Genomic DNA, 24,588 nt, shown 5'->3' with positions numbered 1-24,588 from the left:
AACGGTCTGCGTTGTCGGGAAGATACGTGATCTGATCCTTCAACTCAGCAAAAGTTCGATTTATTCAACAAAGCCCTCGCTCGGAAGAAAAAAGATGGATAACGATAATTCTCTTAATAAGCGACCAACGTTTAAAAGAGCATTACGCAACATCAGCATGACCAGCATCTTTATCACCATGACGCTGATCTGGCTGCTGCTTTCCGTGACGTCGGTACTGACACTGAAACAATACGCACAAAAAAACCTGGCGCTCACCGCAGCAACCATGACTTATAGTCTGGAAGCAGCGGTCGTTTTTGCCGATGGTTCGGCAGCGACAGAAACCCTGGCCGCACTAGGGCAGCAAGGTCAATTTTCAACCGCTGAAGTACGTGATAATCAGCAAAATATCATTGCATCCTGGCGCTACACAGCCAGAGAACCGGGAGATAGATTCAGCAATTTCATTAGCCACTGGCTCTTTCCCGCACCGGTAATTCAGCCCATTCGCCACAACGGAAAAATCATCGGCGAAGTTCAGTTAACCGCTCGCGACAGTTCAATCAGCCATTTCATCTGGTTTTCACTCGCTGTGCTTACCGGTTGTATTCTGCTGGCATCAGGCATTGCAATCACCCTCACCCGCCATTTGCATAACGGACTGGTGGAGGCGCTAAAAAACATTACTGATGTAGTTCATGATGTGCGATCCAACCGCAATTTTTCCCGACGAGTTTCGGAAGAGCGTATCGAAGAATTTCACCGCTTTGCTCTCGACTTCAATAGTCTGCTGGATGAAATGGAAGAGTGGCAGCTTCGTTTACAGGCAAAAAATGCGCAACTCTTACGTACTGCCCTGCATGATCCGTTAACCGGCCTGGCTAACCGCGCTGCATTCCGCAACTGCATCAATACGTTAATGAGTGATTCTGCCGTTCGGGAAACCTCAGCCTTACTTTTTCTTGATGGCGATAATTTTAAATATATCAATGACACATGGGGTCACGCGACGGGTGATCAGGTCTTGATCGAGATAGCAACACGGTTAATGGAATTTAGCGGGAAACGGCATCAAGCGTACCGTATAGGAGGCGATGAGTTCGCCATGATTCTGTATGGCGTACTGTCAGAATATGAAGTACAGCGTATTTGTACTGCTCTCACACAAACCTTTCATCGCCCATTCGATCTCCATAACGGTCACCAGACCAGTATGACCTTAAGTATTGGATACGCTCTGACTCGCGAACACGCTTCTGCGGAAAAATTACAAGAGCTTGCCGATCGTAATATGTATCAGGCCAAACATCAGCGCGCCGAAAAGCTGGTGAAATAACAAGGAAATATCTACATGATAAAGCAACTGGTAGCACCTCTGGTTTTCTCCACTCTGATACTGGCTGGTTGCCAGACTCCACAAGGCAAATTTACCCCAGAGCAAGTCGCTGCTATGCAGTCTTATGGTTTTACTGAATCTGCCGGTGACTGGTCGCTTGGCTTATCCGACACTATTCTGTTTGCTAAAAATGACTACAAACTGCTTCCGGAAAGTCAGCAACAAATCCAGACTATGGCGGCAAAACTGACCTCTACCGGGCTAACACATGCCCGTATGGATGGTCATACCGATAACTATGGTGAAGATAGCTACAACGAAGCCTTATCACTGAAGCGAGCGAATGTCGTCGCCGATGCCTGGGCCGAGGGTGGACAGATTCCGCGCAGCAATCTCACCACTCAGGGTTTAGGGAAAAAATATCCTATTGCCAGCAACAAGACAGCACAGGGCCGGGCTGAAAACCGCCGCGTTGCGGTGGTAATTAGTGCGCCTTAAATACAATTTCAGTAGATAAAAAAAGGGCCAGCCAATTGGCCAGCCCTTCTTAACAGGATGTCGCTTAAGCGAAATCTTAGTTGAGGCGCTCTTTGATACGAGCAGCCTTACCAGTACGCTCACGCAGGTAGTACAGTTTAGCTTTACGAACAGCACCACGACGTTTGACAGAAATGCTGTCAACTACCGGAGAGTGAGTCTGGAAGACACGCTCAACGCCTTCGCCGTTGGAAATTTTACGAACAGTGAATGCAGAGTGCAGACCGCGGTTACGAATAGCGATAACCACGCCCTCGAATGCCTGCAGACGTTTTTTGGAACCTTCAACAACCCATACTTTCACTTCCACGGTATCACCCGGACGGAAGGAAGGTACGTCCTGCTTCATCTGCTCTTGTTCAAGTTGCTTAATAATGTTGCTCATAATTTAATCTCTTATCCTGGGTAAACTGATATCTCGGGGGCTTACGCCATCCCATCATGTTTATGTTGCTGTTGTGCGTGTTCCTTTTTGAACTCCGCCAGCAACCTTGCTTGCTCTTCAGTCAGAGCCAGGTTTTCCAGAAGTTCAGGTCTTCTAAGCCAGGTACGGCCCAGCGACTGTTTCAAACGCCAGCGACGTATCTCGGCATGGTTTCCCGACAGTAACACTGACGGAACTTCCATCCCTTCTAACACCTCAGGCCGCGTATAGTGCGGGCAATCCAGCAATCCTTCAGCAAAGGAATCTTCCGTTGCCGAGGCTTCATGTCCCAGTACCCCCGGAATAAACCGGGAAACGGAGTCAATCAGCGTCATTGCTGGTAACTCACCACCGCTGAGAACGTAATCGCCGATTGACCATTCTTCGTCAATTTCGGTTTGGATCACGCGCTCATCTATACCTTCGTAGCGACCGCACACCAAAATCAATTTTTGATTCGTTGCCAGTTCGCTGACGCCCGCTTGATCAAGCTTGCGCCCCTGTGGTGACAGATAGATCACCTTAGCGCCTTCACCCGCCGCGCTTTTTGCTGCATGAATGGCGTCCCGTAAAGGTTGCACCATCATTAACATCCCCGGTCCGCCGCCGTAAGGACGATCGTCCACGGTACGGTGCCGGTCATGCGTGAAGTCACGTGGACTCCAGCTCTGGATGCTCAGCAGGCCATTTTTCACTGCCCGGCCAGTTACCCCGTAATCGGTAATTGCGCGGAACATTTCAGGAAACAGGCTAATTATGCCAATCCACATAGCGCCGTCTTTTACCGTTTATCCGGTGGTTTAAAAACCAGGATCCCAATCTACTTCGATTGAACGAGTAGTGAGATCGACTTTCTTGATAACCTGCCCATCGAGGAACGGTACGAGACGTTCCTTGATACCAAACGCATCTTTCAGGTTTGCCTTAATGACGAGAACGTCATTAGATCCGGTTTCCATCATGTCGACGACTTTACCGAGATCGTAGCCTTCAGTGGTCACTACCTGACAGCCCATCAGGTCTTTCCAGTAGTAGTCACCCTCTTCAAGCTGAGGCAGCTGCGATGAATCCACGACAATTTCACAGTTCGTCAGCAGGTTCGCCGCATCACGATCGTCAACACCTTTCAGCTTGATGATCATGTCCTGATTGTGGTGCTTCCAGCTTTCCAGCTGGACTTGCTGCCACTGACCCGCCTTCTGGATAAACCAGGGCTGATAGTCAAAAATGCTTTCGGCGTCTTCGGTGGAAGAAAACACTCTGAGCCACCCACGAATACCGTAAGACGAACCCATTTTTCCCAAAACGATGGGATCAACAGGTGCTTGCGCGGTGAGTTGTTTGCTCATCATGACCACCGTGACAGATTAAGCTGCTTTGTTTACTTCTTTGATCAGCGCAGCAACGCGATCAGAAATAGTTGCGCCCTGGCCAACCCAGTGAGCGATGCGATCCAGATCCAGGCGAGTGCCTTCTTCTTTTTCGCTAGCGATTGGGTTGAAGAAACCAACGCGCTCGATGAAGCGACCGTTGCGTGCATTACGGCTGTCAGCGACAACAACCTGGTAGAACGGACGCTTTTTAGCGCCGTGACGTGCTAAACGAATAGTTACCATAACATCCTCTTGTGTGAATAAAACAACCGGACCCCATCGAGGAACGGAGTCCGGTGTCATATTAAAAGCCCGAAAATTTTACTCATTTTTGCAGAAATTGCAACCAACAGTTGCTAACCCGGCATTAAAAGGCCGCTGGCGGCGCAGCCAGTTTGGTGCCGGAGTGCGCGCAGTCACCGGAGCGTACCCCAGTACGTGAGGATGACGAGCATACCCCGGTGCCAAAATGGCAAATAAGCCAGGCCGATTAGCGGCCTGGGAAGCCTGGGGGCATCATACCCTTCATGCTTCTCATCATCTTCGCCATTCCGCCCTTCTTCATTTTCTTCATCATGCGCTGCATGTCGTCGAACTGCTTCAGAAGACGGTTAACGTCCTGCACCTGCATACCGCAACCGGCAGCGATACGGCGTTTACGCGAACCTTTGATGATTTCTGGCTTAGCGCGCTCTTTCATCGTCATCGAGTTGATGATGGCTTCCATACGCACCAGCACTTTATCGTCCATCTGGGACTTCACGTTATCCGGGATCTGCCCCATGCCCGGCAGCTTGCCCATCAGGCTGGCCATGCCGCCCATATTTTTCATCTGGCGCAACTGCTCAAGGAAATCGTTGAGATCGAAGCCATCGCCTTTTTTCAGCTTGCTGGCTAATTTCTCAGCCTGCGCGCGGTCAACTTTGCTTTCGATATCTTCGATCAGCGACAGAACATCGCCCATGCCGAGAATGCGTGAAGCGATACGATCCGGGTGGAACGGCTCCAGCGCCTCTGTTTTCTCGCCAACACCGAGGAACTTGATGGGCTTGCCGGTAATATGGCGAATAGAAAGCGCCGCACCGCCACGCGCATCGCCGTCCACTTTAGTCAACACTACGCCGGTAAGCGGTAACGCTTCATTGAACGCTTTTGCCGTATTGGCGGCATCCTGACCGGTCATGGCGTCAACCACAAACAGGGTTTCAACCGGGTTAATCGACGCATGGACCTGTTTGATCTCATCCATCATCGCTTCGTCAACGTGCAGACGACCGGCGGTATCCACCAGCAGCACGTCGTAGAATTTCAGTTTGGCTTCTTTCAGCGCCGCATTAACAATATCAACCGGCTTCTGACCAACATCTGAAGGGAAGAAATCGACGCCTACCTGTTCGGCCAGCGTCTCAAGCTGTTTGATTGCCGCCGGGCGATAAACGTCGGCAGAAACCACCAGCACTTTCTTCTTGTGCTTCTCGCGCAGGAACTTACCGAGTTTACCCACGCTGGTTGTTTTACCGGCACCTTGCAGGCCCGCCATCAGCACCACCGCAGGCGGTTGCGCAGCCAGGTTCAGGGTCTGGTTCTCTTCGCCCATCGCCGCAACCAACTCGTTACGGACGATTTTGACGAACTCCTGCCCCGGCGTCAGGCTTTTATTAACTTCATGACCAACCGCTTTCTCTTTTACGCGATTGATAAACTCACGCACTACCGGCAGAGCGACGTCCGCCTCCAACAGCGCCATGCGCACTTCGCGCAGCGTATCTTTAACGTTGTCTTCAGTAAGGCGTCCACGGCCACTGATATTGCGCAGCGTGCGCGACAAACGATCGGTTAAATTATCAAACATTGTCTCTCGCCTGGGGTGGAAACGGTTGGCCGCAATCGCGACACATCATCTGTATTTTGCCGCAGTATAACATGAAGGCGTCTTTGTTGTTATGCAACGGTTGGAGCAGCGTTCACCTGACGCTATACTGCTTTTCTTTCTCATTGCTCAAACTGTCGACATCACTATGCCCGTTTTTGCTCTGCTCGCGCTCGTCGCCTACTCCGTCAGTCTCGCGCTGATTGTTCCCGGTCTGCTGCAAAAAAACGGCGGCTGGCGGCGAATGGCTATTATTTCTGCGGTCATCGCGCTGGTCTGCCACGCTATCGCTCTTGAAGCCCGCATTTTGCCTGGCGGCGATAGCGGACAAAACCTTAGCCTGTTGAATGTCGGTTCGCTGGTCAGCCTGATGATTTGTACGGTAATGACCATCGTGGCCTCACGCAACCGTGGCTGGCTGCTGTTGCCGATTGTTTATGCCTTTGCGCTCATCAATCTGGCGCTGGCGACCTTCATGCCCAATGAATACATCACTCATCTGGAAGCAACGCCAGGAATGCTGGTGCACATTGGCTTATCGCTCTTTTCCTATGCCACGCTAATTATTGCCGCCCTGTACGCGTTGCAACTGGCATGGATTGATTATCAACTGAAGAACAAGAAGCTGGCATTCAATCAGGAAATGCCGCCGCTGATGAGTATTGAGCGTAAAATGTTCCACATTACGCAAATTGGCGTGGTGCTGTTAACGCTCACTCTTTGTACCGGCCTGTTCTACATGCACAACTTATTTAGCATGGAAAATATTGACAAGGCCGTGCTCTCTATTGTGGCGTGGTTTGTCTATATTGTGCTGCTGTGGGGGCATTATCATGAAGGATGGCGTGGGCGCCGCGTCGTTTGGTTTAACGTTGCAGGAGCGGTCATCCTTACACTGGCCTACTTTGGCAGCCGAATTGTCCAGCAGTTAATCAGCTAAAACCAGAAAAGGAGTTTCCCCTGGAACATATCTCTACTACCACGTTGATCATAATTCTGATCATCATGGTGGTCATTTCAGCCTATTTTTCCGGCTCCGAAACCGGAATGATGACACTCAACCGCTATCGTCTGCGGCATATGGCGAAGCAGGGTAATCGTTCGGCTAAACGGGTCGAAAAATTACTACGCAAGCCAGACCGCCTGATAAGCCTGGTGTTAATCGGCAATAACCTGGTCAATATTCTTGCCTCCGCGCTCGGCACTATTGTTGGGATGCGCTTGTACGGCGATGCGGGTGTGGCAATTGCGACTGGCGTACTGACCTTCGTAGTGCTGGTTTTTGCCGAAGTATTGCCGAAAACCATTGCCGCGCTGTACCCGGAAAAAGTCGCCTATCCGAGTAGTTTTCTGTTAGCTCCGCTGCAAATTTTGATGATGCCGCTGGTCTGGTTGCTGAACGCGATCACCCGCATGTTAATGCGCATGATGGGCATCAAAACCGATATCGTGGTTAGCGGCTCTTTGAGTAAAGAAGAGTTGCGCACCATTGTGCACGAATCGCGGTCACAAATTTCCCGTCGTAACCAGGATATGCTGCTGTCGGTACTCGATCTGGAAAAAATGACCGTTGATGACATCATGGTGCCGCGCAGTGAAATTATCGGTATTGATATCAACGATGACTGGAAATCGATTCTCCGTCAGCTCTCCCACTCTCCTCACGGGCGCATAGTGCTGTACCGCGACTCGCTGGACGACGCTATCAGCATGTTGCGTGTGCGTGAAGCCTGGCGGCTAATGTCGGAGAAAAAAGAGTTCACTAAAGAAACTATGCTGCGCGCTGCGGACGAAATCTATTTTGTGCCGGAAGGCACGCCGCTCAGTACCCAATTAGTTAAATTTCAACGCAATAAAAAGAAAGTCGGCCTGGTTGTCAACGAATACGGCGATATTCAGGGGCTGGTGACGGTTGAAGATATTCTGGAAGAGATTGTCGGCGATTTCACCACGTCGATGTCGCCAACGCTTGCCGAAGAAGTCACTCCGCAAAACGACGGTTCGGTGATTATTGATGGCACCGCCAACGTGCGAGAAATCAACAAAGCCTTTAACTGGCATCTACCGGAAGACGATGCACGCACGGTTAATGGCGTCATTCTGGAAGCACTGGAAGAGATTCCTGTCGCAGGCACTCGCGTGCGTATTGGCGAGTACGATATCGATATTCTCGACGTACAGGACAATATGATTAAGCAGGTAAAAGTTTTTCCTGTGAAACCGCTGCGCGAGAGTGTGGCGGAGTAACAAAAACGGCCCAGCATTCACATGCCGGGCCGTAATTTATTACGAAAACAGTAATTAAGCTTTTGCTTTCGCTACAGTAACCATCGCCGCGCGAATCGTACGACCGTTCAGCGTATAACCTTTTTGCATAATGCCCAGTACGTTACCCGGCGCTACATCATCAGATTCCACCATTGCGATAGCCTGATGCACATTCGGGTCCAGCGGCACGTTAGTTTCGGCAATCACATCAACGCCAAACTTACGTACTACATCCAGCATCGACTTCAGCGTCAGCTCAATGCCTTCAACCATCGCAGACATATCCGGATTAGCTTTATCAGCCACTTCCAGCGCGCGATCCAGACTATCAATCACCGGCAGCAATTCGTTGATGAATTTTTCCAGCGCGAATTTATGCGCTTTTTCGATATCCAGTTCAGTACGACGACGCAGGTTTTCCATTTCCGCTTTTACGCGCAAAATGCCGTCACGTTCACGGGTCTGAGCCTCAGCCAACTGAGCTTCGAGATTCGCAATTTTTTCATCGCGCGGATCCACCTGCTCAGCAGAAGCTTCTGGCTCAACTGCCTCAATCTCTTCGTGCTGATCCATGATAATTTCTTCCGGGGCTTGCCCCTCAGGCGTTTTCTGTTCTTTACTACTCATGAATTTCTCCGCGTTTTTTTCGCATTCATCTCGCTAACTTCGCTTATTATGGGGATCAGTTTCAGGGTTTCAAGGGAAGCACTCACATTGTCATCAATCTTCGCAACAAGGACCTCGGAAAAATGAATAATCATTTCAAGTGTATTGGCATTGTGGGACACCCACGGCACCCTACTGCACTGACAACACATGAAATGCTCTACCGCTGGCTGTGCACAAAAGGTTACGAGGTCATCGTTGAGCAACAAATCGCTCACGAACTGCAACTGAAGAATGTGAAAACTGGCACGCTCGCGGAGATTGGGCAACTGGCTGATCTCGCGGTAGTCGTTGGTGGCGATGGCAATATGCTGGGCGCGGCGCGCACACTCGCGCGCTACGACATTAAAGTCATCGGCATCAACCGTGGCAACCTGGGTTTCCTGACTGACCTTGATCCCGATAACGCCCAGCAACAATTAGCCGATGTGCTGGAAGGTCATTACATCAGCGAGAAACGTTTTTTGCTGGAAGCGCAGGTCTGTCAGCAAGATTGCCAGAAACGCATCAGCACCGCGATTAATGAAGTGGTACTACATCCTGGCAAAGTGGCGCATATGATTGAGTTCGAAGTGTACATCGACGAGATCTTTGCGTTTTCTCAGCGATCTGATGGGCTGATTATTTCGACACCTACAGGCTCTACCGCCTATTCTCTGTCGGCGGGTGGCCCAATTCTGACCCCCTCTCTGGATGCGATTACCCTGGTGCCCATGTTCCCGCATACGTTGTCAGCGCGACCACTGGTCATAAACAGCAGCAGCACGATCCGCCTGCGTTTTTCGCATCGACGTAACGACCTGGAAATCAGTTGTGACAGTCAGATAGCACTGCCGATTCAGGAAGGTGAAGATGTCCTGATTCGTCGCTGTGATTACCATCTGAATCTAATTCATCCGAAAGATTACAGCTATTTCAATACATTAAGTACCAAACTCGGCTGGTCAAAAAAATTATTCTAATTTTACGCCAGCCTCTTTACTGTATATAAAACCAGTTTATACTGTACACAATAACAGTAATGGTTTTTCATACAGGAAAACAACTATGTTGGCACAACTGACCATCAGCAATTTTGCTATCGTTCGTGAGCTTGAGATTGATTTTCACAGCGGCATGACCGTAATAACCGGCGAGACCGGCGCGGGTAAATCTATTGCGATAGATGCTCTCGGCCTGTGTCTCGGTGGTCGCGCTGAAGCCGACATGGTGCGTACCGGCGCTGCCCGCGCTGATTTGTGCGCCCGTTTTTCTCTAAAAGATACGCCCGCAGCACTGCACTGGCTGGAAGAAAACCAACTGGAAGATGGCCACGAATGCCTGCTTCGTCGTGTTATCAGTAGTGATGGCCGCTCTCGTGGTTTTATCAACGGTACGGCTGTTCCGCTGTCTCAGCTACGCGAACTGGGTCAGTTGCTGATTCAGATCCATGGTCAACACGCTCATCAGTTACTCACCAAACCTGAGCATCAGAAATTCCTGCTTGATGGCTACGCCAATGAAACGTCTCTGCTCCAGGAAATGACCGCACGTTATCAGTTGTGGCATCAAAGCTGCCGTGACCTCGCGCATCATCAACAACTCAGTCAGGAACGCGCCGCCCGTGCTGAACTACTGCAATACCAATTAAAAGAATTAAACGAATTTAATCCGCAGCCCGGCGAGTTTGAACAAATCGACGAAGAGTACAAACGTCTGGCTAACAGCGGTCAATTGCTTACGACCAGCCAGAATGCATTGGCATTAATGGCCGACGGTGAAGATGCGAACCTGCAAAGCCAGCTTTACACCGCTAAACAACTGGTCAGCGAATTGATTGGTATGGACAGCAAACTGTCCGGCGTACTTGATATGCTGGAAGAGGCTACTATCCAGATTGCCGAAGCCAGTGACGAATTACGCCACTACTGCGATCGTCTGGATCTCGACCCTAACCGCTTGTTTGAACTTGAACAGCGCATCTCCAAACAGATTTCGCTGGCACGTAAACATCACGTCAGCCCTGAGGCATTGCCACAGTATTACCAGTCGCTACTGGAAGAACAGCAGCAACTGGACGATCAAGCTGACTCGCAAGAAACACTCGCATTGGCGGTAACGAAACATCATCAGCAGGCGCTGGAAACGGCGCGCGCATTACACCTGCAACGCCAGCACTATGCAACTGAGCTGGCGCACCTGATCACCGACAGTATGCAGGCGCTCTCCATGCCGCATGGCCAGTTTACGATTGATGTTAAATTTGACGAACATCACCTGGGCACTGACGGCGCTGATCGTATTGAGTTTCGGGTAACCACCAACCCAGGTCAGCCGATGCAGCCCATTGCCAAAGTCGCCTCCGGTGGTGAATTGTCCCGTATCGCACTGGCAATTCAGGTCATCACCGCGCGTAAAATGGAAACCCCGGCGCTTATTTTCGATGAAGTGGATGTGGGGATTAGCGGTCCGACAGCGGCAGTTGTCGGCAAACTGCTACGTCAGCTTGGTGAATCAACCCAGGTGATGTGTGTTACCCACCTGCCACAAGTTGCAGGATGCGGTCATCAACACTATTTTGTCAGCAAAGAAACCGATGGCGCTATGACCGAAACGCATATGCAATCCCTGGATAAAAAGGCGCGGTTACAAGAGCTGGCGCGCCTACTTGGCGGCAGTGAAGTCACACGCAACACGCTGGCGAACGCGAAAGAACTACTGGCAGCGTAAACTTTTTTCCTGCTTCACGGTCAGAATAAACAGCAAAACGCCGTAAGACCGGAAAGCAAAAGGTTTTAAAGTGATGAAAGGTCTATTATCATCGGCATATTACAGATGAGCCACGTACTGCTCGGGCCCGAAAAGGAATCAAATCACTATGCGCTGTAAAACGCTGACTGCTGCAGCAGCAGTACTATTGATGTTGACCGCAGGCTGTTCCACTCTGGAGCGAGTGGTTTACCGTCCTGACATCAACCAGGGGAACTATCTGACCGCTAACGACGTGTCCAAAATACGCGTTGGCATGACGCAACAACAAGTTGCGTACGCATTGGGTACACCGCTGATGTCCGATCCATTTGGTACAAATACCTGGTTCTATGTCTTCCGCCAGCAACCAGGCCATGAAGGTGTAACGCAGCAAACTCTGACGCTGACCTTTAACAGCAGCGGTGTGTTGACCAATATTGATAACAAACCTGCGCTGAGTGGCAACGAATAAAACTTGCTGTTTATAGCGATTAAAAAAGGTGCTCAGTGAGCACCTTTTTTCTGCCTGCTATTTATTCGCCGATTTTTCTGCGCGCTGTCTACGAAGCTCTTTCGGATCGGCAATCAGTGGTCGATAAATCTCTACACGATCGCCCTCGCGCACGATATCGCTCAGTTTTGCCGGACGACTGTAAATGCCGACTTTATTTTTAGTTAAATCGATATCTGTACGCAATTCCAGCAAACCACTTGCGCGAATTGCCTCTTCAACCGTCGCACCCTCCAGCAATGTTACACGCTGCAAATACTGCTTCTCTGGTAACGCGTAAGCTACCTCTACAGCAATTTTACCTGGCACTATAAACCTCTTTTGCTCGCACGGTGAAAGCCTGCACCATATTAGCCGCCAGCTCTTTAAACACGCGACCGAAGGCGAGTTCAATCAACTTATTAGTAAACTCAAAGTCGAGATGAAACTCGATACGGCACGCTTCCGGACTCAACGGTGTAAACTTCCAGCCGCCGATCAATTTCTTGAACGGCCCATCAACCAGATTCATCAGAATACTTTGGTTACTGGTCAACTGGTTGCGGGTAGTAAACGTTTTGCTGATCCCAGCCTTAGAGACATCTACCGCAGCGGTCATCTGTCCAGGAGTGGACTCCAGAATCCGACTTCCAGTACAACCTGGCAAAAACTGAGGATAAGACTGAACGTCATTCACTAACTGATACATTTGCTCCGCGCTGTAGGGAACGAGTGCGGTCCGGCTAATTTGAGGCATAACAAATTCCATCAACAAAAATCCAACAAATAATATCATTTATCCTGCTGTAAAAAAAACGCTATCCCGGCGCTGGGTAACATCGTGTTCATGCTAAGATAGAGCCTTGTCCCCCGCAGGATTGATATGGGGTATTTTCGATTTCAGATTACCGATGATTCACGACGCTTATGACGAAGAAAAAAGCACATAAACCTGGTTCAGCGACCATCGCGCTTAACAAGCGCGCCCGTCACGAATACTTTATTGAAGAAGAGTTCGAAGCGGGACTTGCCCTGCAAGGCTGGGAAGTTAAATCCCTGCGCGCAGGAAAAGCCAATATTAGCGACAGCTATGTCCTTCTGCGCGACGGAGAAGCGTTCCTGTTTGGCGCAAATATCACGCCGATGGCTGTGGCTTCCACACATGTGGTGTGCGATCCTACTCGTACCCGCAAGTTACTTCTCAATCAGCGCGAACTGGACTCATTATATGGTCGCGTCAATCGTGAAGGCTATACCGTAGTGGCGCTCTCTCTGTACTGGAAAAATGCCTGGTGCAAAGTGAAAATCGGCGTCGCGAAAGGTAAGAAACAGCACGATAAACGTTCCGACATCAAAGAACGTGAATGGCAGGTTGATAAAGCGCGTATCATGAAAAACGCTCACCGTTAAACCTGCATCACATATACTGCAGATCCTCACCGCGCCTCCCCTCTCCGGTGGCGCGAATGCACATCTTATCGGCTATCATATTTGATACAGATGTCGTCATCCCTTTGCTTAATCGAATAAAAATCATGCTACGCGGGCGCTAAATCCTGAACGATAACGCCATTGGGGCTGGTCATGACGCTCACAAATCTGGTATACTCGCCGTTACACATTGGGGCTGATTCTGGATTCGACGGGATTTGCGAAACCCAAGGTGCATGCCGAGGGGCGGTTGGCCTCGTAAAAAGCCGCAAAAAATAGTCGCAAACGACGAAAACTACGCTTTAGCAGCTTAATAACCTGCTTAGAGCCCTCTCTCCCTAGCCTCCGCTCTTAGGACGGGGATCAAGAGAGGTCAAACCCAAAAGAGATCGCGTGGAAGCCCTGCCTGGGGTTGAAGCGTTAAAACTTAATCAGGCTAGTTTGTTAGTGGCGTGTCCGTCCGCAGCTGGCAAGCGAATGTAAAGACAGACTAAGCATGTAGTGCCGAGGATGTAGGAATTTCGGACGCGGGTTCAACTCCCGCCAGCTCCACCACTTGCTCTTCCGGATACGTCCGGCGAAATACTGAAAGCCCGCATGGCACAAGCTCTGCGGGCTTTTTTGTGTCTCTCCTTGTCCGAGAACATCCGGCTAAATCCAGTGATTATTGGTATACATTTAGGTATACGGTAGGATGTATACCTAAACACGTATACCAATTCATGATGGAGTAACTACAGTGGCACGGACAACACGTCCTCTGACCAACACTGAAATTCTGCGGACTAAAGCTTTAGAGAAGGATCTAACACTGCATGATGGCGAGGGGCTTTTCCTGATAGTGAAAACAAACGGGAAAAAACTCTGGCGTTTCCGTTATCAACGTCCAACAACAAAACAGCGAACAATGATGGGGCTTGGTGCCTTCCCTGCCTTATCGCTTGGTGATGCCCGAAGGTTAAGGGCTGAATACCTTTCCTTATTAGCCAATGGAATTGACCCGCAAATACAAGCTGAAGTTGCAGAGGAGCAGCAGAAAATCGTGCTTAACAGTATTTTTTCAGCGGTCGCCTCTAACTGGTTCTTGCTCAAAAGCAAAAGTGTTACTCCTGATTACGCAAAGGATATTTGGCGCTCATTGGAAAAAGACGTACTCCCTGCTATTGGCGAGATCCCCGTTCAGCAAATCAAAGCCCGAACACTAGTTGAAGCACTTGAACCAATCAAAGCTCGCGGAGCACTGGAAACAGTTCGTCGCCTAGTACAACGTATTAACGAAATAATGATTTATGCGATTAACACTGGTTTGATTGATACTAATCCAGCATCAGGCATTGGTATGGCTTTTGAAAAACCCAAAAAGCAAAACATGCCAACACTGCGGCCTGAAGAGTTACCTAAGCTGATGCGTTCTTTAGCTATGTCAAATCTTTCTATTCCAACTCGCTGTCTAATTGAATGGCAACTCCTGACACTTGTACGCCCATCTGAAGCTGCCGGTGCTCGATGGGTAGAGATCGATCTTGAAACAAAACTATGGACAATTCCCGCAGAACGGATGAAAGCCAAGCGTGAGCACATTGTTCCTTTATCACCACAAGCGTTAAATATACTCGATGTTATGAAGCCAATTAGTGGCCACCGAGAATTCATTTTTCCCAGCAGATGTGACCCGAAGAAGTCAATGAACAGTCAAACGGCGAATGCTGCTTTGAAACGGATAGGTTATGGAGGTAAACTGGTTGCCCATGGAATGCGCTCAATAGCCAGCACGGCAATGAATGAATTTGGATTCAACCCAGATGTAATTGAAGCTGCACTTGCTCATATTGATAAAAATGAAGTTCGACGCGCGTACAACCGCTCAGTTTATCTTACTCAGCGTAAAGAATTGATGGAATGGTGGGGGGAACAATGTGTTTCGCAATTCTCATCTATTAGAAATAAGTGGCCCGTCTCCTAATTTGGTAGTTTTGTTCATTTGAGATACATAGCAAGGATTTGAAATGTACATTCAAGATATTCCTAAAGATTCAAAATTTTGGGTTGTTCGATCTGGTGATGGCGGTATGTTTTATGACCACTTTGTGCACAACTCCATAGCAGCTATTGGGCACATTGACGCTATGGAATTTAGCGATCAGACCCTCAGTAATAAAGATGAAGTGATTAAACTCGTTTATAATTACAAACAAACTTTGCTTGAAAAAAAGGAAACACTTGCATCTGCATCTAATAAAGCAGGCCAAGTTCTACGTTTCATTAATGAAATGTCAGTCGGTGATATAATTATAACTCTAGATGCAAGGAGAATAGTGGTCGGCAGGATCATATCTGGTCCTTATAAAGATATGGAAAATGTAACATTACTCAATGTTGATGGAACAACAGATGAAAAATTGCTTAAATTTACCCTTAGACGTAAAGTTGAATGGGGAAAAACGCAGTTTCGTGACAAACTTCCATTAGCCATAAATAATAGTTTCAGGGCTAATCAAACTGTTTTCTCAGCAAACGAGCACTGGAAAGAGCTTAATCACTGGTTATCTGTTGCATTTATATCAGATAATGAAGCTTATATTTCCTCACGGATTGAGCAAACAGAAGGGATTAACAATCTTGACATTGCTCAATACTCCATAATAATAAATAAAATTGAAGCTATTGCTCAAACAATCGCTAACAATGACAACTATCATTTCGATGATGATAAATTATTATCTCTCTTTGAAGATACATATAAAGAACTAAGAAAAAGTAGAACATTTACGGTAACGACACAACAGGTATTTCTTTCACCAGGAGATCTTTGGGCAAAAATATCTGGAAGCCGTAAAAAAAGCCTGTTAGTTATCTGCACATTTCTTATAATGTTCAATATTGAGCCATCTTTCGCAGATGAAAATGACAAAATATTTTTCGACAACAACTATGAAGCAATATCTTTATTAATTAATAAAGTAAAACATGATGAAAACTTTGAGGAAGTAAAAAATGGATTAGCATTAAAAGTTCCTGCACAAAAACTAAACACAAAAAACACCTCTACAAACCCCAATAAAAAACGCTATGATGATGATGTAGAACCAGACGACTTTGAAGGCATTTAAGAGGATGATGAAGTTCATAAAAAAATGGTGGGATAACCATGATAAATCTAATAATTTTTTATCAGGTATCCATTACATCGTCATTTCGCTAGCTATCATAATTGGTGGCGCGTGGTCGTTGTATACCTTTGACGCATTACAAATGGCCAAAAATGCGGAAATCCAACTAAAAAAGGCTAACGAAGATTTAAAACAAATAAAAGAGCAAATTAAGGGCACTGACTCTAGCAGTATTGCTATTAATGTTATCCCGTTAAAAACACAGCTAGGAATGATTATTAATGTAACCATAAAAAATAACGGCAAACGACCATTATCCTTTGACACATCCAAAGGAGCTTTAACTGTGTACAAAGTAAGCGCAAATGGCGATAAAGTTGAACAATCTCAATCTTTTACACCAAATCTCTATACATCTTTGAGAGATAAAAAACACTATCCAGAATCAAAAAGTAAATCATTATCAAAGACACATGTTTTAATAGGAGCAGAAAAAACCCTTAGCTATATTGTTGGATTAAATAAGCCAGGCGTTTATTATATTACATTTAGGTCAACACCAGATGATAATTTTGACACAGAAGAATTGAAAAACAAAAAACCTGTAGAATGGTTCGCTTCTTCATATGTTGAAATTACCCCACAAAAATATAAATAAAAAAAATAAGAAGCACACAAATGTTTTTATAGCCTAAAAAACCGCCACAATATTTAACAGCCACATTAAAACACATGCATTATGTTAATGCATTAAATGAAATTAATCCTCCATCCACTCCGTAAAAATAACACTATCATAAACACATCAATAGAGTCATCCAAAAACACAAAAATAACTTTAACTCAATAATATTAAACATTCCCCTTTCTAATCACTACTCTAACTTATTGTCGTAGATGAAGCGAGCAAACTCAATTGCGCTCTCAGACTTTGAAAAAATTGAACACATCAACATTTGCGCGCAGTGCTTTCCCCGCCTCGCCCGCCCGCTTTGCAGGGCGGTTTTAATGCAGTTGCACTGACACGCTCAGGCCGCGCCGGGAATGGCGTGTTTTGTTGATAATGGGGCGGGAAAACGCATGCAAAGTCATGCACCTTATCGATGCATGGCTTTTTTCAGTAAAAACAAGCGGGTTTTCGGGGAATTTTACACAGACTGACGTGATGCCAGTTGCGCACTTTTACGCGAAAAAATCATGTTCTGCGCAGGGGTGAATTTTTCACGGCAGTCATCCACCGAAGCCGCGTCAGGCCTGAATCCGATGGTCGTTAAAATGTCGCTATCCTGTGCGGAATAATTAATTTTTTCCCCCTTCGCAAGCCAGGACAGAAGGGCTTCACGCAGGGCATCTGTGGCACGCTGTATGGCACAGTTTCGGGCAATGGCCGTCAGTTCACTGTAGCCCATCAGCTCCGGTGCCAGTGCGGCCGCCAGTACTGTGCCGTGCTGCTGCATAAAATCATTCAGCCGGTCGCGGATGCTGATGTGCTGAACGGCTTCATGCGAACGAATATAACGACCGGCGGCCTGATTCACCTGCCATTTTCTGACTTCGATAATATTGCGTAATTCGTCCAGGCGACTGACGTTTCTGCCTTCTCCTGACAGAAGCCGCAGGTATTCCTGTTCGGCCGCTGCCAGCTCATTTTTGCGTTGCAGCCATGCTGCTTTGTTATTCTGACAGGTGTCAAAGGCCTGCTGTAAGGCTGTGCTTTCCATCGTTATCTCTTTCTCATCATGCTGAAGAATAAAAATACGGTGTGCGGCGACGGCCGGTGTTAACCGGCAGCCCTCATTCCAGACGCAGCGAATATGATTGTGTTTTTAACCGTACTGGCGGCAGTTCCTGTTTTTCATGCAGGCGTTCTGCCAGTTCGTCCGGTGTGACCGGGCGGACAATGAAGCGGTTGATGGTCTGAAGCGTTTTAAACACCAGACCACAGCCCGGATCCGTGCACACATAAAAACGCTCGGTGACTTCCTGAGACAGACGCCGCGATGTTCTTGACAGTGCAAGGCCTTTACATCTCCGACAACAATATCCGGTAACAAGCATTCTTTTCGGGCGTTTCATACTGCCGGAGGCTGACGTCAGTGAATCGCGGTATCTCTGTTTGCCTGAAATGTATTCCATTCCTGAATCTTTACTGTCAGAGAAAAAGCTTTCACTCGCTTCAAATGTCGCAGAGCAATAAATATTCCGGCACTGTGCAATCATTATCTTGGTGCCATCGTCCATGAAATGTGCGCGGCGGGTGTGAGCAACATGTCCACACGACGGGCAGTAAATCATGACAGCAGTCCTCTGGCCTTAAGCTCTGCTCCCTGCTGGTCTATTTTGTCCTGCCACACCTTGCGCTGTGCCGGTGTGCCTGCCACCTCATAATCCATGTGCGGAAGTGTTGCCGCTGACAGTCCGGTCAGCCGGAGAACCGGCTCGCCGCTGAGGCTGATTTGCATCTGTTTAATTTTCTGTTCCAGCGATGATTTCACCTGCTGCATGACAGCCTTATCGGGTGCGACGTAGCCCTGATGGCCGGTGGTGTTGGCGAGCGGATTTTCCTGTACCAGAATGCTCAGATGCATTGCCCGGACAAGCGCCTCACAGGTTTCATTCAGGGCGTGTTCCAGCTCATGCTCTGCATACAGACTCAGAAGGTGATGATGTGCCTTCCGGTAGGCGGTGGCCGTGCTGTCACACGCCCCTTTCAGGCGTTCACGTTCAAAATTCAGCACCACGGCCAGATTGTCATATTCCTGTACCAGCTCCCGGCGTGCCACGCGCTCAATGTGGCGCTGTTTCAGCTCGTCGCTCAGGACACCACCGGCTGCACGAAAGGCTGTGCGCCAGTCATCAGCGTCATTTCCGTCGGCCTGCGCCAGCGCATTTTTTTCCTGCTCTGCCCGTTCAATGGCCGTGACGGTCTCATCCATCAGTCGGGCGTTCTCAAGGTGGGCGGCTCTGGCCTTTTCCAGTTGTGCCAGTGCGGGTTGCAGATATTCAGGGATGGTGTTGTCAGACATTTTCCGGCTCCTCGTCACTTCAGGTTAAGAAAATTGTGACGTACACCGGACAACAACACGACGCATTGCAGATGTGCCAGCCCTGACACAGGAGACTCATCCTCAGACCGGCATTTGCGGATATAGTCTTTCCGTTGCCGCAAAATCGGCAGCCGGGCGTGAGAACCCGTGTAACTCGAAGGCGACATATGACGCGCCATGCGTCTTTTTTTGTGTCGCAATCAACGCCACAGAGCGCCAGATTATGGTGTGGCGTGTGGTTTGCCGTGCAGGTATGATCCTGTTCGCAATCGCATGTTATGCCACTGAGTCAATGGTAGCTCAGGCGGGGCAGCCTCCGGGCTGGCCGGTATTCTTCGAGGCCGGTATTCTCACCCCCGTCTGGGCTATCGCCATCGAGCGTGAGAACTCCGGCGATAGCAGTTATTTGCTACTCGAAGGAGGCTGCCTTATGGCTACAACCCTTACCCCCTCACACCCTGAATTTGTCTTTGTGTTTGCGGCTGTCCGTCGCGCAGACCGTCATCCCCGTATCTGTATGCTTCGCACCGTCGCCGGTGATGAACGCAGTGCCCGCCGTTCCTTTGTCCGTGACTATGTGCTCTCCCTTGCTGCCCGTCTGCCGGTGGTGGAGGTGTCCCGTGCGTAATAAAAAAGCCCCTCAGACCGTCTCAGCGCGTCATGACGCCTGTGAACACCTCAGCATTGAGGCTTACCATAAGCTCAACCGCGCCAGCGCCGTATCCCAGTTTGTTGGGGGTGATTTGATTCACCGTGAACTCTCCGGCCTGCATCAGCTCTACATTCCGCATATTTTCAGCTACCTGAATGAAGATATTGATTTTGTGCTGAATGAGCTGAAAGCCAAAGGCCTGTGCCGCGATTTTCTCGCCCAGCAGAAAGACCGGGGAGACAGGACGCATGTTTGATTTTCCCCAGCCCGGTGAGATTTACCGTTCTGCCGGTTTTCCCGATGTGGCCGTGGTCGGCATTCTGGAAGACGGTATTCCGTGGGAAATGCCGTACCGCTGCCCGGACATTGTCTGGAACCCGTACCGCCGTAAATTCAGTATCCTTGTGCGTATCCTCGCCGACGGGCGCACCACAGACATCCCGCTGGGGCGTTTTCTGCGGGAATTTACCTGTGACCGTCCTGACCTGTTTAAACGCAGCCCCGTAAACCGGCATGCGGTACTGAAAGAAATGGCCGGAGACCCGGAATTACAGAAATGGCGGGAGAAATATCTGGATATTTACCCGCAGGACCCTGTTCCGGTCAGCCGGGCGGCACCGGTGGCGCGGGAATGGCGGGAAATTCCCCGCACGGAGCCTGACCCGGAAATCACCCCGGATAACAGTTACCGCAATTATCTGTAATTAAAAAACGACACCCGAAAAATTAAATGTGCGTATTCGCGCAGGGATACGCACGTCTTCAGGAGACGCAGATATGCCTTATCAGTTAATGCAACCGGCACGGAATGCAGTCATCTGTCACAGGGAGGAAAGCAAATGAAAACACCCTTACCGCCCGTCTTACGCGCAGCCCTTTACCGTCGTGCTGTCGCCTGTGCCTGGCTGACCGTGTGCGAACGTCAGCACCGCTACCCGCATCTCACCCTTGAATCACTGGAGGCGGCCATCGCCGCTGAGCTGGAGGGCTTTTATCTGCGCCAGCACGGTGAGGAAAAAGGGCGTCAGATAGCCTGTGCCCTGCTGGAAGATTTAATGGAATCCGGCCCCCTGAAGGCCGCGCCGTCGCTGTCCTTTCTCGGGCTGGTTGTGATGGATGAACTCTGTGCCCGTCACATAAAAGCGCCGGTACTGCACTGAAGGAGAACAACACCATGAAAATGAACGTAACCGCCACCGTCAGCCATGCGCTCGGCCACTGGCCGCGTATTCTCCCGGCGCTGGGGATTCAGGTGCTGAAGAACCGTCATCAGCCCTGTCCGGTCTGTGGCGGGAGTGACCGCTTCCGTTTTGATGACAGGGAGGGGCGCGGCACCTGGTACTGCAATCAGTGTGGTGCCGGTGACGGCCTGAAACTGGTTGAAAAGGTGTTTGGTGTCTCCCCGTCCGACGCGGCCGCAAAGGTGGCTGCCGTGACCGGCAGTCTGCCCCCGGCTGACCCGGCAGTGACGGCCGCCGCCGTTGCTGAAACAGACGCTGCCCGGAAGAACGCCGCCGCACTGGCACAAACCCTGATGGCAAAAACCCGTCCCGGAACCGGTAACGCCTACCTGACCCGCAAGGGCTTTCCCGGCCGGGAATGCCGGATGCTGACCGGCACACACAGAGCCGGTGGCGTGAGCTGGCGCGCCGGTGACCTTGTGGTGCCACTGTATGACGACAGCGGCGCACTGGTTAACCTTCAGTTAATCAGTGCTGACGGCCGTAAGCGCACCCTGAAAGGCGGACAGGTCAGGGGCACCTGTCACATCCTTGAAGGACAGAATCAGGCCGGAAAACGTCTGTGGATAGCGGAGGGATACGCGACCGCACTTACCGTACATCACCTGACCGGTGAAACGGTGATGGTGGCGCTTTCTTCCGTGAACCTCCTTTCTCTGGCCAGCCTTGCCCGGCAGAAGCATCCGGCCTGTCAGATAGTCCTTGCTGCTGACCGTGACCTCAGCGGTGACGGCCAGAAAAAAGCCGCCGCAGCCGCAGATGCGTGTGAAGGTGTTGTTGCCCTGCCGCCGGTCTTCGGTGACTGGAATGATGCCTTCACGCAGTACGGCGGGGAAGCCACCCGTAAGGCCATTTATGATGCCATCCGGCCACCGGCTGAAAGCCCGTTCGACACCATGAGCGAAGCGGAGTTTTCCGCCATGAGTACCAGCGAAAAGGCCATGCGTATCTATGAGCATTACGGCGAGGCGCTCGCGGTCGATGCCAACGGCCAGCTTCTGTCCCGTTATGAAAATGGTGTCTGGAAGGTGCTGCCACCACAGGACTTTGCCCGGGATGTGGCCGGGCTGTTTCAGCGGCTGCGCGCGCCGTTCTCCTCCGGGAAGGTGGCCTCCGTGGTGGACACCCTGAAGCTGATTATTCCGCAGCAGGAAGCCCCCTCCCGCTGCCTGATTGGCTTTCGTAACGGCGTGCTCGACACGCAGAACGGCACGTTCCACCCGCACAGTCCGTCACACTGGATGCGTACCCTGTGCGATGTGGATTTCACCCCGCCGGTGGAAGGGGAAACGCTGGAAACCCACGCCCCCGCGTTCTGGCGCTGGCTTGACCGTGCCGCCGGTGGCCGTGCGGAAAAACGCGACGTGATTCTGGCCGCACTGTTTATGGTGCTGGCAAACCGCTACGACTGGCAGCTCTTTCTGGAGGTGACCGGTCCCGGCGGCAGCGGCAAAAGTATCATGGCCGAAATAGCCACCCTGCTGGCCGGGGAGGATAACGCCACGTCGGCCACCATTGAGACGCTGGAATCCCCGCGTGAACGTGCCGCGTTAACTGGCTTCTCACTGATACGCCTGCCGGACCAGGAAAAATGGAGCGGCGACGGTGCCGGACTCAAGGCCATCACCGGCGGCGATGCGGTGTCCGTGGATCCGAAATACCGGGATGCGTACTCCACGCATATCCCGGCGGTGATTCTGGCCGTGAACAATAACCCGATGCGCTTCACCGACCGCAGCGGCGGCGTGTCACGCCGGCGGGTGATTATTCACTTCCCGGAACAGATAGCCCCGCAGGAGCGCGACCCGCAGCTTAAGGACAAAATCACCCGCGAGCTGGCGGTCATCGTGCGTCACCTGATGCAGAAGTTCAGCGACCCGATGCTCGCCCGGTCACTGCTTCAGTCCCAGCAGAACTCAGACGAGGCGCTGAACATCAAACGGGATGCCGACCCGACGTTTGATTTTATCGGCTATCTGGAAACCCTGCCGCAGACCAGCGGCATGTATATGGGGAACGCCAGTATCATCCCGCGTAATTACCGTAAATACCTCTATCACGCCTATCTGGCCTACATGGAGGCAAACGGCTACCGGAATGTACTCAGTCTGAAAATGTTCGGGCTGGGGCTGCCGGTGATGCTGAAGGAATACGGGCTGAATTACGAGAAGCGCCATACCAAACAGGGGATACAGACCAACCTGACGCTGAAAGAGGAAAGCTACGGCGACTGGCTGCCAAAATGTGACGACCCTACAACAGCCTGACCCACCTGACCGGCATCTGCCGGTCTTTTTTTATCCCGACATCCCCCGAAGGTGAACAATCCACTGTTCACCCTTCACCGTATATTCACCCGTTATCACACTGAAATTAAAAGAGAAAAACGAAAGGTGAACAGTGTGAACAATCAAATCAAAAAAAACTTTTTTCTTCCTGAGTGATTTCAGTACGGGGGATTAATCACCGGTATGAGTCACACCGGCAGAATGCCGGAGGTGAAGAATCGAATGTTCACCCTTCACCCATTATTCACCACCTATCACTCTGAAATAAAAGGAGAAAAAAGAAAGGTGAACAGTGTGAACAGTTCTTTCGAAAAAAAATTTTTTTCCTGTACGATATAGCATCAATCCAAGTAAAAATGCGCTTTCATTTCACATTAACTTACAGCCATTGGTATACGATTAGGTATACGCACAAAAACTGAATTAAACAAAATCATTAAAAATCAAAGCAATACAATATTTATTCAAACTCCGCCAGCCCCCAAATAAATCAAGGGGTTACGTGAAAGCGTAGCCCTTTTTTCTTTGGTAGTGGCGGCAAAATGGCGGCAGGCATTCAGTCAAGCCCAGTTGCTACTACATGCGATCGCAATTACAACTTAAAGAGTTTCGCTTGCCCTGGATTAACAGCTTCGACGTAGTTTTTGACCCCTATTCTGTGCGGCTCATAATTGCTTGAATAGAAATCAATCAGGAAGTCACTCATTTTCTGAGATGTGACTTTCATAACTCCCTTACTCAAAGTTAAATTAAACACGCTAATCTTTGACGATGGTGCCTGAGTTTTACTCATGTTGGCTTGATAACCAGATTTGCGCATTGCCACTAGTGCTTCGTCGTAAGCCGCTTGTAATTGGGCCAAATCGTTTGACGAGATGATCACATCATCCATAAACACACTTAGCTTGAGATCATGATGTTTGTTCAATCGGCGTAGTAAGCTACCAAAATAACTTTTATCTAAGCAGAGGGTTGCAAGTATTGGAGATTGAACAAAACCAAAAGGGAGGACATGCTTATGTGGACTATGGGACAAGTTTCTTACAGTTGAAAATGTTGAGATTTCCGGTAATGACTCCAACTTATTGATAGTGTTTTATGTTCAGATAATGCCCGATGACTTTGTCATGCAGCTCCACCGAT

The 24,588-nt window shown here is 49.7% G+C and carries 29 protein-coding genes and 1 other RNA gene; 17 read left to right on the top strand and 13 right to left on the bottom strand.

Translation table 11 applies throughout. The annotated features are described in order from the left end of the window. Nucleotides 1-94: 94 nt before the first annotated feature. The gene (dgcN, locus tag FC814_RS19220) at nt 95-1,318 is read left to right on the top strand and encodes a diguanylate cyclase DgcN (protein WP_000368159.1); all 1,224 of its coding nucleotides are present in this window, start codon (nt 95-97) and stop codon (nt 1,316-1,318) included. Nucleotides 1,319-1,333: 15 nt separating this feature from the next. Continuing rightward, nucleotides 1,334-1,816, top strand: coding sequence for an OmpA family protein (locus tag FC814_RS19215; RefSeq protein ID WP_000595359.1), 483 nt, complete (start codon nt 1,334-1,336; stop codon nt 1,814-1,816). Nucleotides 1,817-1,892: 76 nt separating this feature from the next. On the opposite strand, the gene rplS is transcribed toward FC814_RS19215, so the two are convergent. From rplS to ffh, 5 genes are all read right to left on the bottom strand, one after another. Beyond that, nucleotides 1,893-2,240, bottom strand: coding sequence for a 50S ribosomal protein L19 (rplS, locus tag FC814_RS19210; RefSeq protein ID WP_000065253.1), 348 nt, complete (start codon nt 2,238-2,240; stop codon nt 1,893-1,895). A 41-nt stretch (nt 2,241-2,281) separates the two neighbouring features. After that, nucleotides 2,282-3,049 (bottom strand): tRNA (guanosine(37)-N1)-methyltransferase TrmD, encoded by a 768-nt coding sequence (trmD, locus tag FC814_RS19205; protein ID WP_000264784.1) that lies wholly within the window; start codon nt 3,047-3,049, stop codon nt 2,282-2,284. Nucleotides 3,050-3,079: 30 nt separating this feature from the next. After that, a complete protein-coding gene (rimM, locus tag FC814_RS19200; protein ID WP_000043335.1) occupies nt 3,080-3,628 on the bottom strand; it encodes a ribosome maturation factor RimM in 549 nt (182 codons plus the stop codon). An 18-nt stretch (nt 3,629-3,646) separates the two neighbouring features. Then, nucleotides 3,647-3,895, bottom strand: coding sequence for a 30S ribosomal protein S16 (gene rpsP, locus FC814_RS19195; RefSeq protein WP_000256450.1), 249 nt, complete (start codon nt 3,893-3,895; stop codon nt 3,647-3,649). A 247-nt stretch (nt 3,896-4,142) separates the two neighbouring features. Then, a complete protein-coding gene (gene ffh / locus FC814_RS19190) occupies nt 4,143-5,504 on the bottom strand; it encodes a signal recognition particle protein (RefSeq protein WP_000460035.1) in 1,362 nt (453 codons plus the stop codon). A gap of 166 nt (nt 5,505-5,670) precedes the next feature. Here ffh and FC814_RS19185 point away from each other — a divergent pair, with 166 nt between their 5' ends. Both FC814_RS19185 and FC814_RS19180 read left to right on the top strand, forming a co-directional pair. Beyond that, nucleotides 5,671-6,462, top strand: coding sequence for an inner membrane protein YpjD (locus tag FC814_RS19185; RefSeq protein WP_024165125.1), 792 nt, complete (start codon nt 5,671-5,673; stop codon nt 6,460-6,462). Between the two features lie 20 nt (nt 6,463-6,482). Beyond that, complete coding sequence (locus tag FC814_RS19180) at nt 6,483-7,769, top strand: HlyC/CorC family transporter (protein ID WP_010723175.1); 1,287 nt, start codon at nt 6,483-6,485, stop codon at nt 7,767-7,769. Between the two features lie 54 nt (nt 7,770-7,823). On the opposite strand, the gene grpE is transcribed toward FC814_RS19180, so the two are convergent. Further along, nucleotides 7,824-8,417 (bottom strand): nucleotide exchange factor GrpE, encoded by a 594-nt coding sequence (grpE, locus tag FC814_RS19175; RefSeq protein ID WP_001366580.1) that lies wholly within the window; start codon nt 8,415-8,417, stop codon nt 7,824-7,826. A gap of 122 nt (nt 8,418-8,539) precedes the next feature. Here grpE and nadK point away from each other — a divergent pair, with 122 nt between their 5' ends. The 3 genes from nadK (at nt 8,540) to bamE (ending at nt 11,658) form a co-directional block, all read left to right on the top strand. Further along, nucleotides 8,540-9,418, top strand: coding sequence for an NAD(+) kinase (nadK, locus tag FC814_RS19170; RefSeq protein WP_001059169.1), 879 nt, complete (start codon nt 8,540-8,542; stop codon nt 9,416-9,418). Between the two features lie 85 nt (nt 9,419-9,503). After that, on the top strand, nt 9,504-11,165 hold the full coding sequence (gene recN, locus FC814_RS19165) for a DNA repair protein RecN (RefSeq protein WP_000880898.1): 1,662 nt from the start codon (nt 9,504-9,506) through the stop codon (nt 11,163-11,165). Nucleotides 11,166-11,313: 148 nt separating this feature from the next. Continuing rightward, the gene (bamE, locus tag FC814_RS19160) at nt 11,314-11,658 is read left to right on the top strand and encodes an outer membrane protein assembly factor BamE (protein ID WP_001203438.1); all 345 of its coding nucleotides are present in this window, start codon (nt 11,314-11,316) and stop codon (nt 11,656-11,658) included. Nucleotides 11,659-11,715: 57 nt separating this feature from the next. Here bamE and FC814_RS19155 read toward each other — a convergent pair whose 3' ends face one another. Both FC814_RS19155 and ratA read right to left on the bottom strand, forming a co-directional pair. Beyond that, nucleotides 11,716-12,006, bottom strand: coding sequence for an RnfH family protein (locus FC814_RS19155; RefSeq protein ID WP_032226002.1), 291 nt, complete (start codon nt 12,004-12,006; stop codon nt 11,716-11,718). Then, nucleotides 11,996-12,433: a type II toxin-antitoxin system toxin RatA gene (gene ratA / locus FC814_RS19150; RefSeq protein WP_024191158.1), complete on the bottom strand. Its 438-nt coding sequence runs from the start codon at nt 12,431-12,433 to the stop codon at nt 11,996-11,998. Before ratA ends, FC814_RS19155 begins: the two co-directional genes overlap by 11 nt. Before the next feature lie 170 nt (nt 12,434-12,603). On the opposite strand from ratA, the gene smpB reads away from it, so the two are divergent. The 5 genes from smpB to FC814_RS19125 all read left to right on the top strand — a co-directional run bounded on the left by smpB (nt 12,604) and on the right by FC814_RS19125 (nt 16,875). Beyond that, a complete protein-coding gene (smpB, locus tag FC814_RS19145) occupies nt 12,604-13,086 on the top strand; it encodes an SsrA-binding protein SmpB (RefSeq protein WP_000162574.1) in 483 nt (160 codons plus the stop codon). Nucleotides 13,087-13,299: 213 nt separating this feature from the next. Then, nucleotides 13,300-13,662, top strand: a transfer-messenger RNA (tmRNA) gene (ssrA, locus tag FC814_RS19140). Nucleotides 13,663-13,846: 184 nt separating this feature from the next. Further along, nucleotides 13,847-15,070: an integrase domain-containing protein gene (locus FC814_RS19135; RefSeq protein ID WP_001493293.1), complete on the top strand. Its 1,224-nt coding sequence runs from the start codon at nt 13,847-13,849 to the stop codon at nt 15,068-15,070. Nucleotides 15,071-15,113: 43 nt separating this feature from the next. Beyond that, a complete protein-coding gene (locus FC814_RS19130) occupies nt 15,114-16,217 on the top strand; it encodes a hypothetical protein (protein WP_234007003.1) in 1,104 nt (367 codons plus the stop codon). Between the two features lie 4 nt (nt 16,218-16,221). Then, nucleotides 16,222-16,875 carry a hypothetical protein gene (locus FC814_RS19125; RefSeq protein ID WP_001493296.1) on the top strand — a complete coding sequence of 218 codons (654 nt, stop codon included), beginning with the start codon at nt 16,222-16,224 and terminating at the stop codon, nt 16,873-16,875. Between the two features lie 490 nt (nt 16,876-17,365). Here the strand turns inward: FC814_RS19125 and FC814_RS19120 are convergent, their stop codons facing one another. From FC814_RS19120 to FC814_RS19110, 3 genes are all read right to left on the bottom strand, one after another. Beyond that, on the bottom strand, nt 17,366-17,938 hold the full coding sequence (locus FC814_RS19120) for a phage polarity suppression protein (protein ID WP_001493297.1): 573 nt from the start codon (nt 17,936-17,938) through the stop codon (nt 17,366-17,368). 73 nt (nt 17,939-18,011) lie between these two features. Beyond that, on the bottom strand, nt 18,012-18,512 hold the full coding sequence (locus FC814_RS19115) for an ogr/Delta-like zinc finger family protein (protein WP_000638634.1): 501 nt from the start codon (nt 18,510-18,512) through the stop codon (nt 18,012-18,014). Continuing rightward, nucleotides 18,509-19,243, bottom strand: a complete 735-nt coding sequence (locus tag FC814_RS19110) for a hypothetical protein (protein ID WP_001283016.1) — start codon at nt 19,241-19,243, stop codon at nt 18,509-18,511. The genes FC814_RS19115 and FC814_RS19110 overlap by 4 nt, the downstream gene beginning before the upstream one ends. 73 nt (nt 19,244-19,316) lie before the next feature. Between FC814_RS19110 and FC814_RS19105 the strand changes: the two genes are divergently transcribed. The 5 genes from FC814_RS19105 (at nt 19,317) to FC814_RS19085 (ending at nt 23,424) form a co-directional block, all read left to right on the top strand. Next, entirely contained in the window at nt 19,317-19,892 is a 576-nt protein-coding gene (locus FC814_RS19105; protein ID WP_301546377.1) for a host cell division inhibitor Icd-like protein, read from the top strand. Continuing rightward, entirely contained in the window at nt 19,885-20,172 is a 288-nt protein-coding gene (locus tag FC814_RS19100; RefSeq protein WP_001244659.1) for a hypothetical protein, read from the top strand. Before FC814_RS19105 ends, FC814_RS19100 begins: the two co-directional genes overlap by 8 nt. After that, nucleotides 20,165-20,620, top strand: a complete 456-nt coding sequence (locus FC814_RS19095) for a hypothetical protein (RefSeq protein WP_000459294.1) — start codon at nt 20,165-20,167, stop codon at nt 20,618-20,620. The genes FC814_RS19100 and FC814_RS19095 overlap by 8 nt, the downstream gene beginning before the upstream one ends. Nucleotides 20,621-20,755: 135 nt before the next feature. After that, nucleotides 20,756-21,076: a DUF5375 domain-containing protein gene (locus tag FC814_RS19090; protein ID WP_000856729.1), complete on the top strand. Its 321-nt coding sequence runs from the start codon at nt 20,756-20,758 to the stop codon at nt 21,074-21,076. Nucleotides 21,077-21,090: 14 nt separating this feature from the next. Next, nucleotides 21,091-23,424, top strand: coding sequence for a primase-helicase zinc-binding domain-containing protein (locus FC814_RS19085; RefSeq protein WP_137326330.1), 2,334 nt, complete (start codon nt 21,091-21,093; stop codon nt 23,422-23,424). Nucleotides 23,425-24,037: 613 nt separating this feature from the next. Here the strand turns inward: FC814_RS19085 and FC814_RS19075 are convergent. Together FC814_RS19075 and FC814_RS23630 are read right to left on the bottom strand one after the other, a co-directional pair. Further along, on the bottom strand, nt 24,038-24,481 hold the full coding sequence (locus tag FC814_RS19075) for a reverse transcriptase domain-containing protein (protein WP_367643737.1): 444 nt from the start codon (nt 24,479-24,481) through the stop codon (nt 24,038-24,040). Between the two features lie 46 nt (nt 24,482-24,527). Next, nucleotides 24,528-24,588: IS1 family transposase (locus FC814_RS23630; RefSeq protein ID WP_071528444.1), on the bottom strand; the 61-nt coding region annotated here is incomplete at its 5' end.

This window comes from Escherichia sp. MR (assembly GCF_005280595.1).
GTDB lineage: Bacteria > Pseudomonadota > Gammaproteobacteria > Enterobacterales > Enterobacteriaceae > Escherichia > Escherichia ruysiae.
This window is presented reverse-complemented; position numbering and strand designations above follow the sequence as displayed.

Coding starts and splice junctions, on each gene's coding strand:
- FC814_RS19085 (WP_137326330.1), top strand. CDS start 21,091: ATGAAAATGAACGTAACCGCCACCGTCAGCCATGCGCTCGGCCACTGG.
- FC814_RS19185 (WP_024165125.1), top strand. CDS start 5,671: ATGCCCGTTTTTGCTCTGCTCGCGCTCGTCGCCTACTCCGTCAGTCTC.
- bamE (WP_001203438.1), top strand. CDS start 11,314: ATGCGCTGTAAAACGCTGACTGCTGCAGCAGCAGTACTATTGATGTTG.
- FC814_RS19115 (WP_000638634.1), bottom strand. CDS start 18,512: ATGATTTACTGCCCGTCGTGTGGACATGTTGCTCACACCCGCCGCGCA.
- trmD (WP_000264784.1), bottom strand. CDS start 3,049: ATGTGGATTGGCATAATTAGCCTGTTTCCTGAAATGTTCCGCGCAATT.
- rplS (WP_000065253.1), bottom strand. CDS start 2,240: ATGAGCAACATTATTAAGCAACTTGAACAAGAGCAGATGAAGCAGGAC.
- FC814_RS19090 (WP_000856729.1), top strand. CDS start 20,756: ATGAAAACACCCTTACCGCCCGTCTTACGCGCAGCCCTTTACCGTCGT.
- ffh (WP_000460035.1), bottom strand. CDS start 5,504: ATGTTTGATAATTTAACCGATCGTTTGTCGCGCACGCTGCGCAATATC.
- grpE (WP_001366580.1), bottom strand. CDS start 8,417: ATGAGTAGTAAAGAACAGAAAACGCCTGAGGGGCAAGCCCCGGAAGAA.
- recN (WP_000880898.1), top strand. CDS start 9,504: ATGTTGGCACAACTGACCATCAGCAATTTTGCTATCGTTCGTGAGCTT.
- smpB (WP_000162574.1), top strand. CDS start 12,604: ATGACGAAGAAAAAAGCACATAAACCTGGTTCAGCGACCATCGCGCTT.
- dgcN (WP_000368159.1), top strand. CDS start 95: ATGGATAACGATAATTCTCTTAATAAGCGACCAACGTTTAAAAGAGCA.
- rpsP (WP_000256450.1), bottom strand. CDS start 3,895: ATGGTAACTATTCGTTTAGCACGTCACGGCGCTAAAAAGCGTCCGTTC.
- FC814_RS19215 (WP_000595359.1), top strand. CDS start 1,334: ATGATAAAGCAACTGGTAGCACCTCTGGTTTTCTCCACTCTGATACTG.
- ratA (WP_024191158.1), bottom strand. CDS start 12,433: ATGCCTCAAATTAGCCGGACCGCACTCGTTCCCTACAGCGCGGAGCAA.
- FC814_RS19130 (WP_234007003.1), top strand. CDS start 15,114: ATGTACATTCAAGATATTCCTAAAGATTCAAAATTTTGGGTTGTTCGA.
- rimM (WP_000043335.1), bottom strand. CDS start 3,628: ATGAGCAAACAACTCACCGCGCAAGCACCTGTTGATCCCATCGTTTTG.
- nadK (WP_001059169.1), top strand. CDS start 8,540: ATGAATAATCATTTCAAGTGTATTGGCATTGTGGGACACCCACGGCAC.
- FC814_RS19120 (WP_001493297.1), bottom strand. CDS start 17,938: ATGGAAAGCACAGCCTTACAGCAGGCCTTTGACACCTGTCAGAATAAC.
- FC814_RS19110 (WP_001283016.1), bottom strand. CDS start 19,243: ATGTCTGACAACACCATCCCTGAATATCTGCAACCCGCACTGGCACAA.
- FC814_RS19125 (WP_001493296.1), top strand. CDS start 16,222: ATGATGAAGTTCATAAAAAAATGGTGGGATAACCATGATAAATCTAAT.
- FC814_RS19095 (WP_000459294.1), top strand. CDS start 20,165: ATGTTTGATTTTCCCCAGCCCGGTGAGATTTACCGTTCTGCCGGTTTT.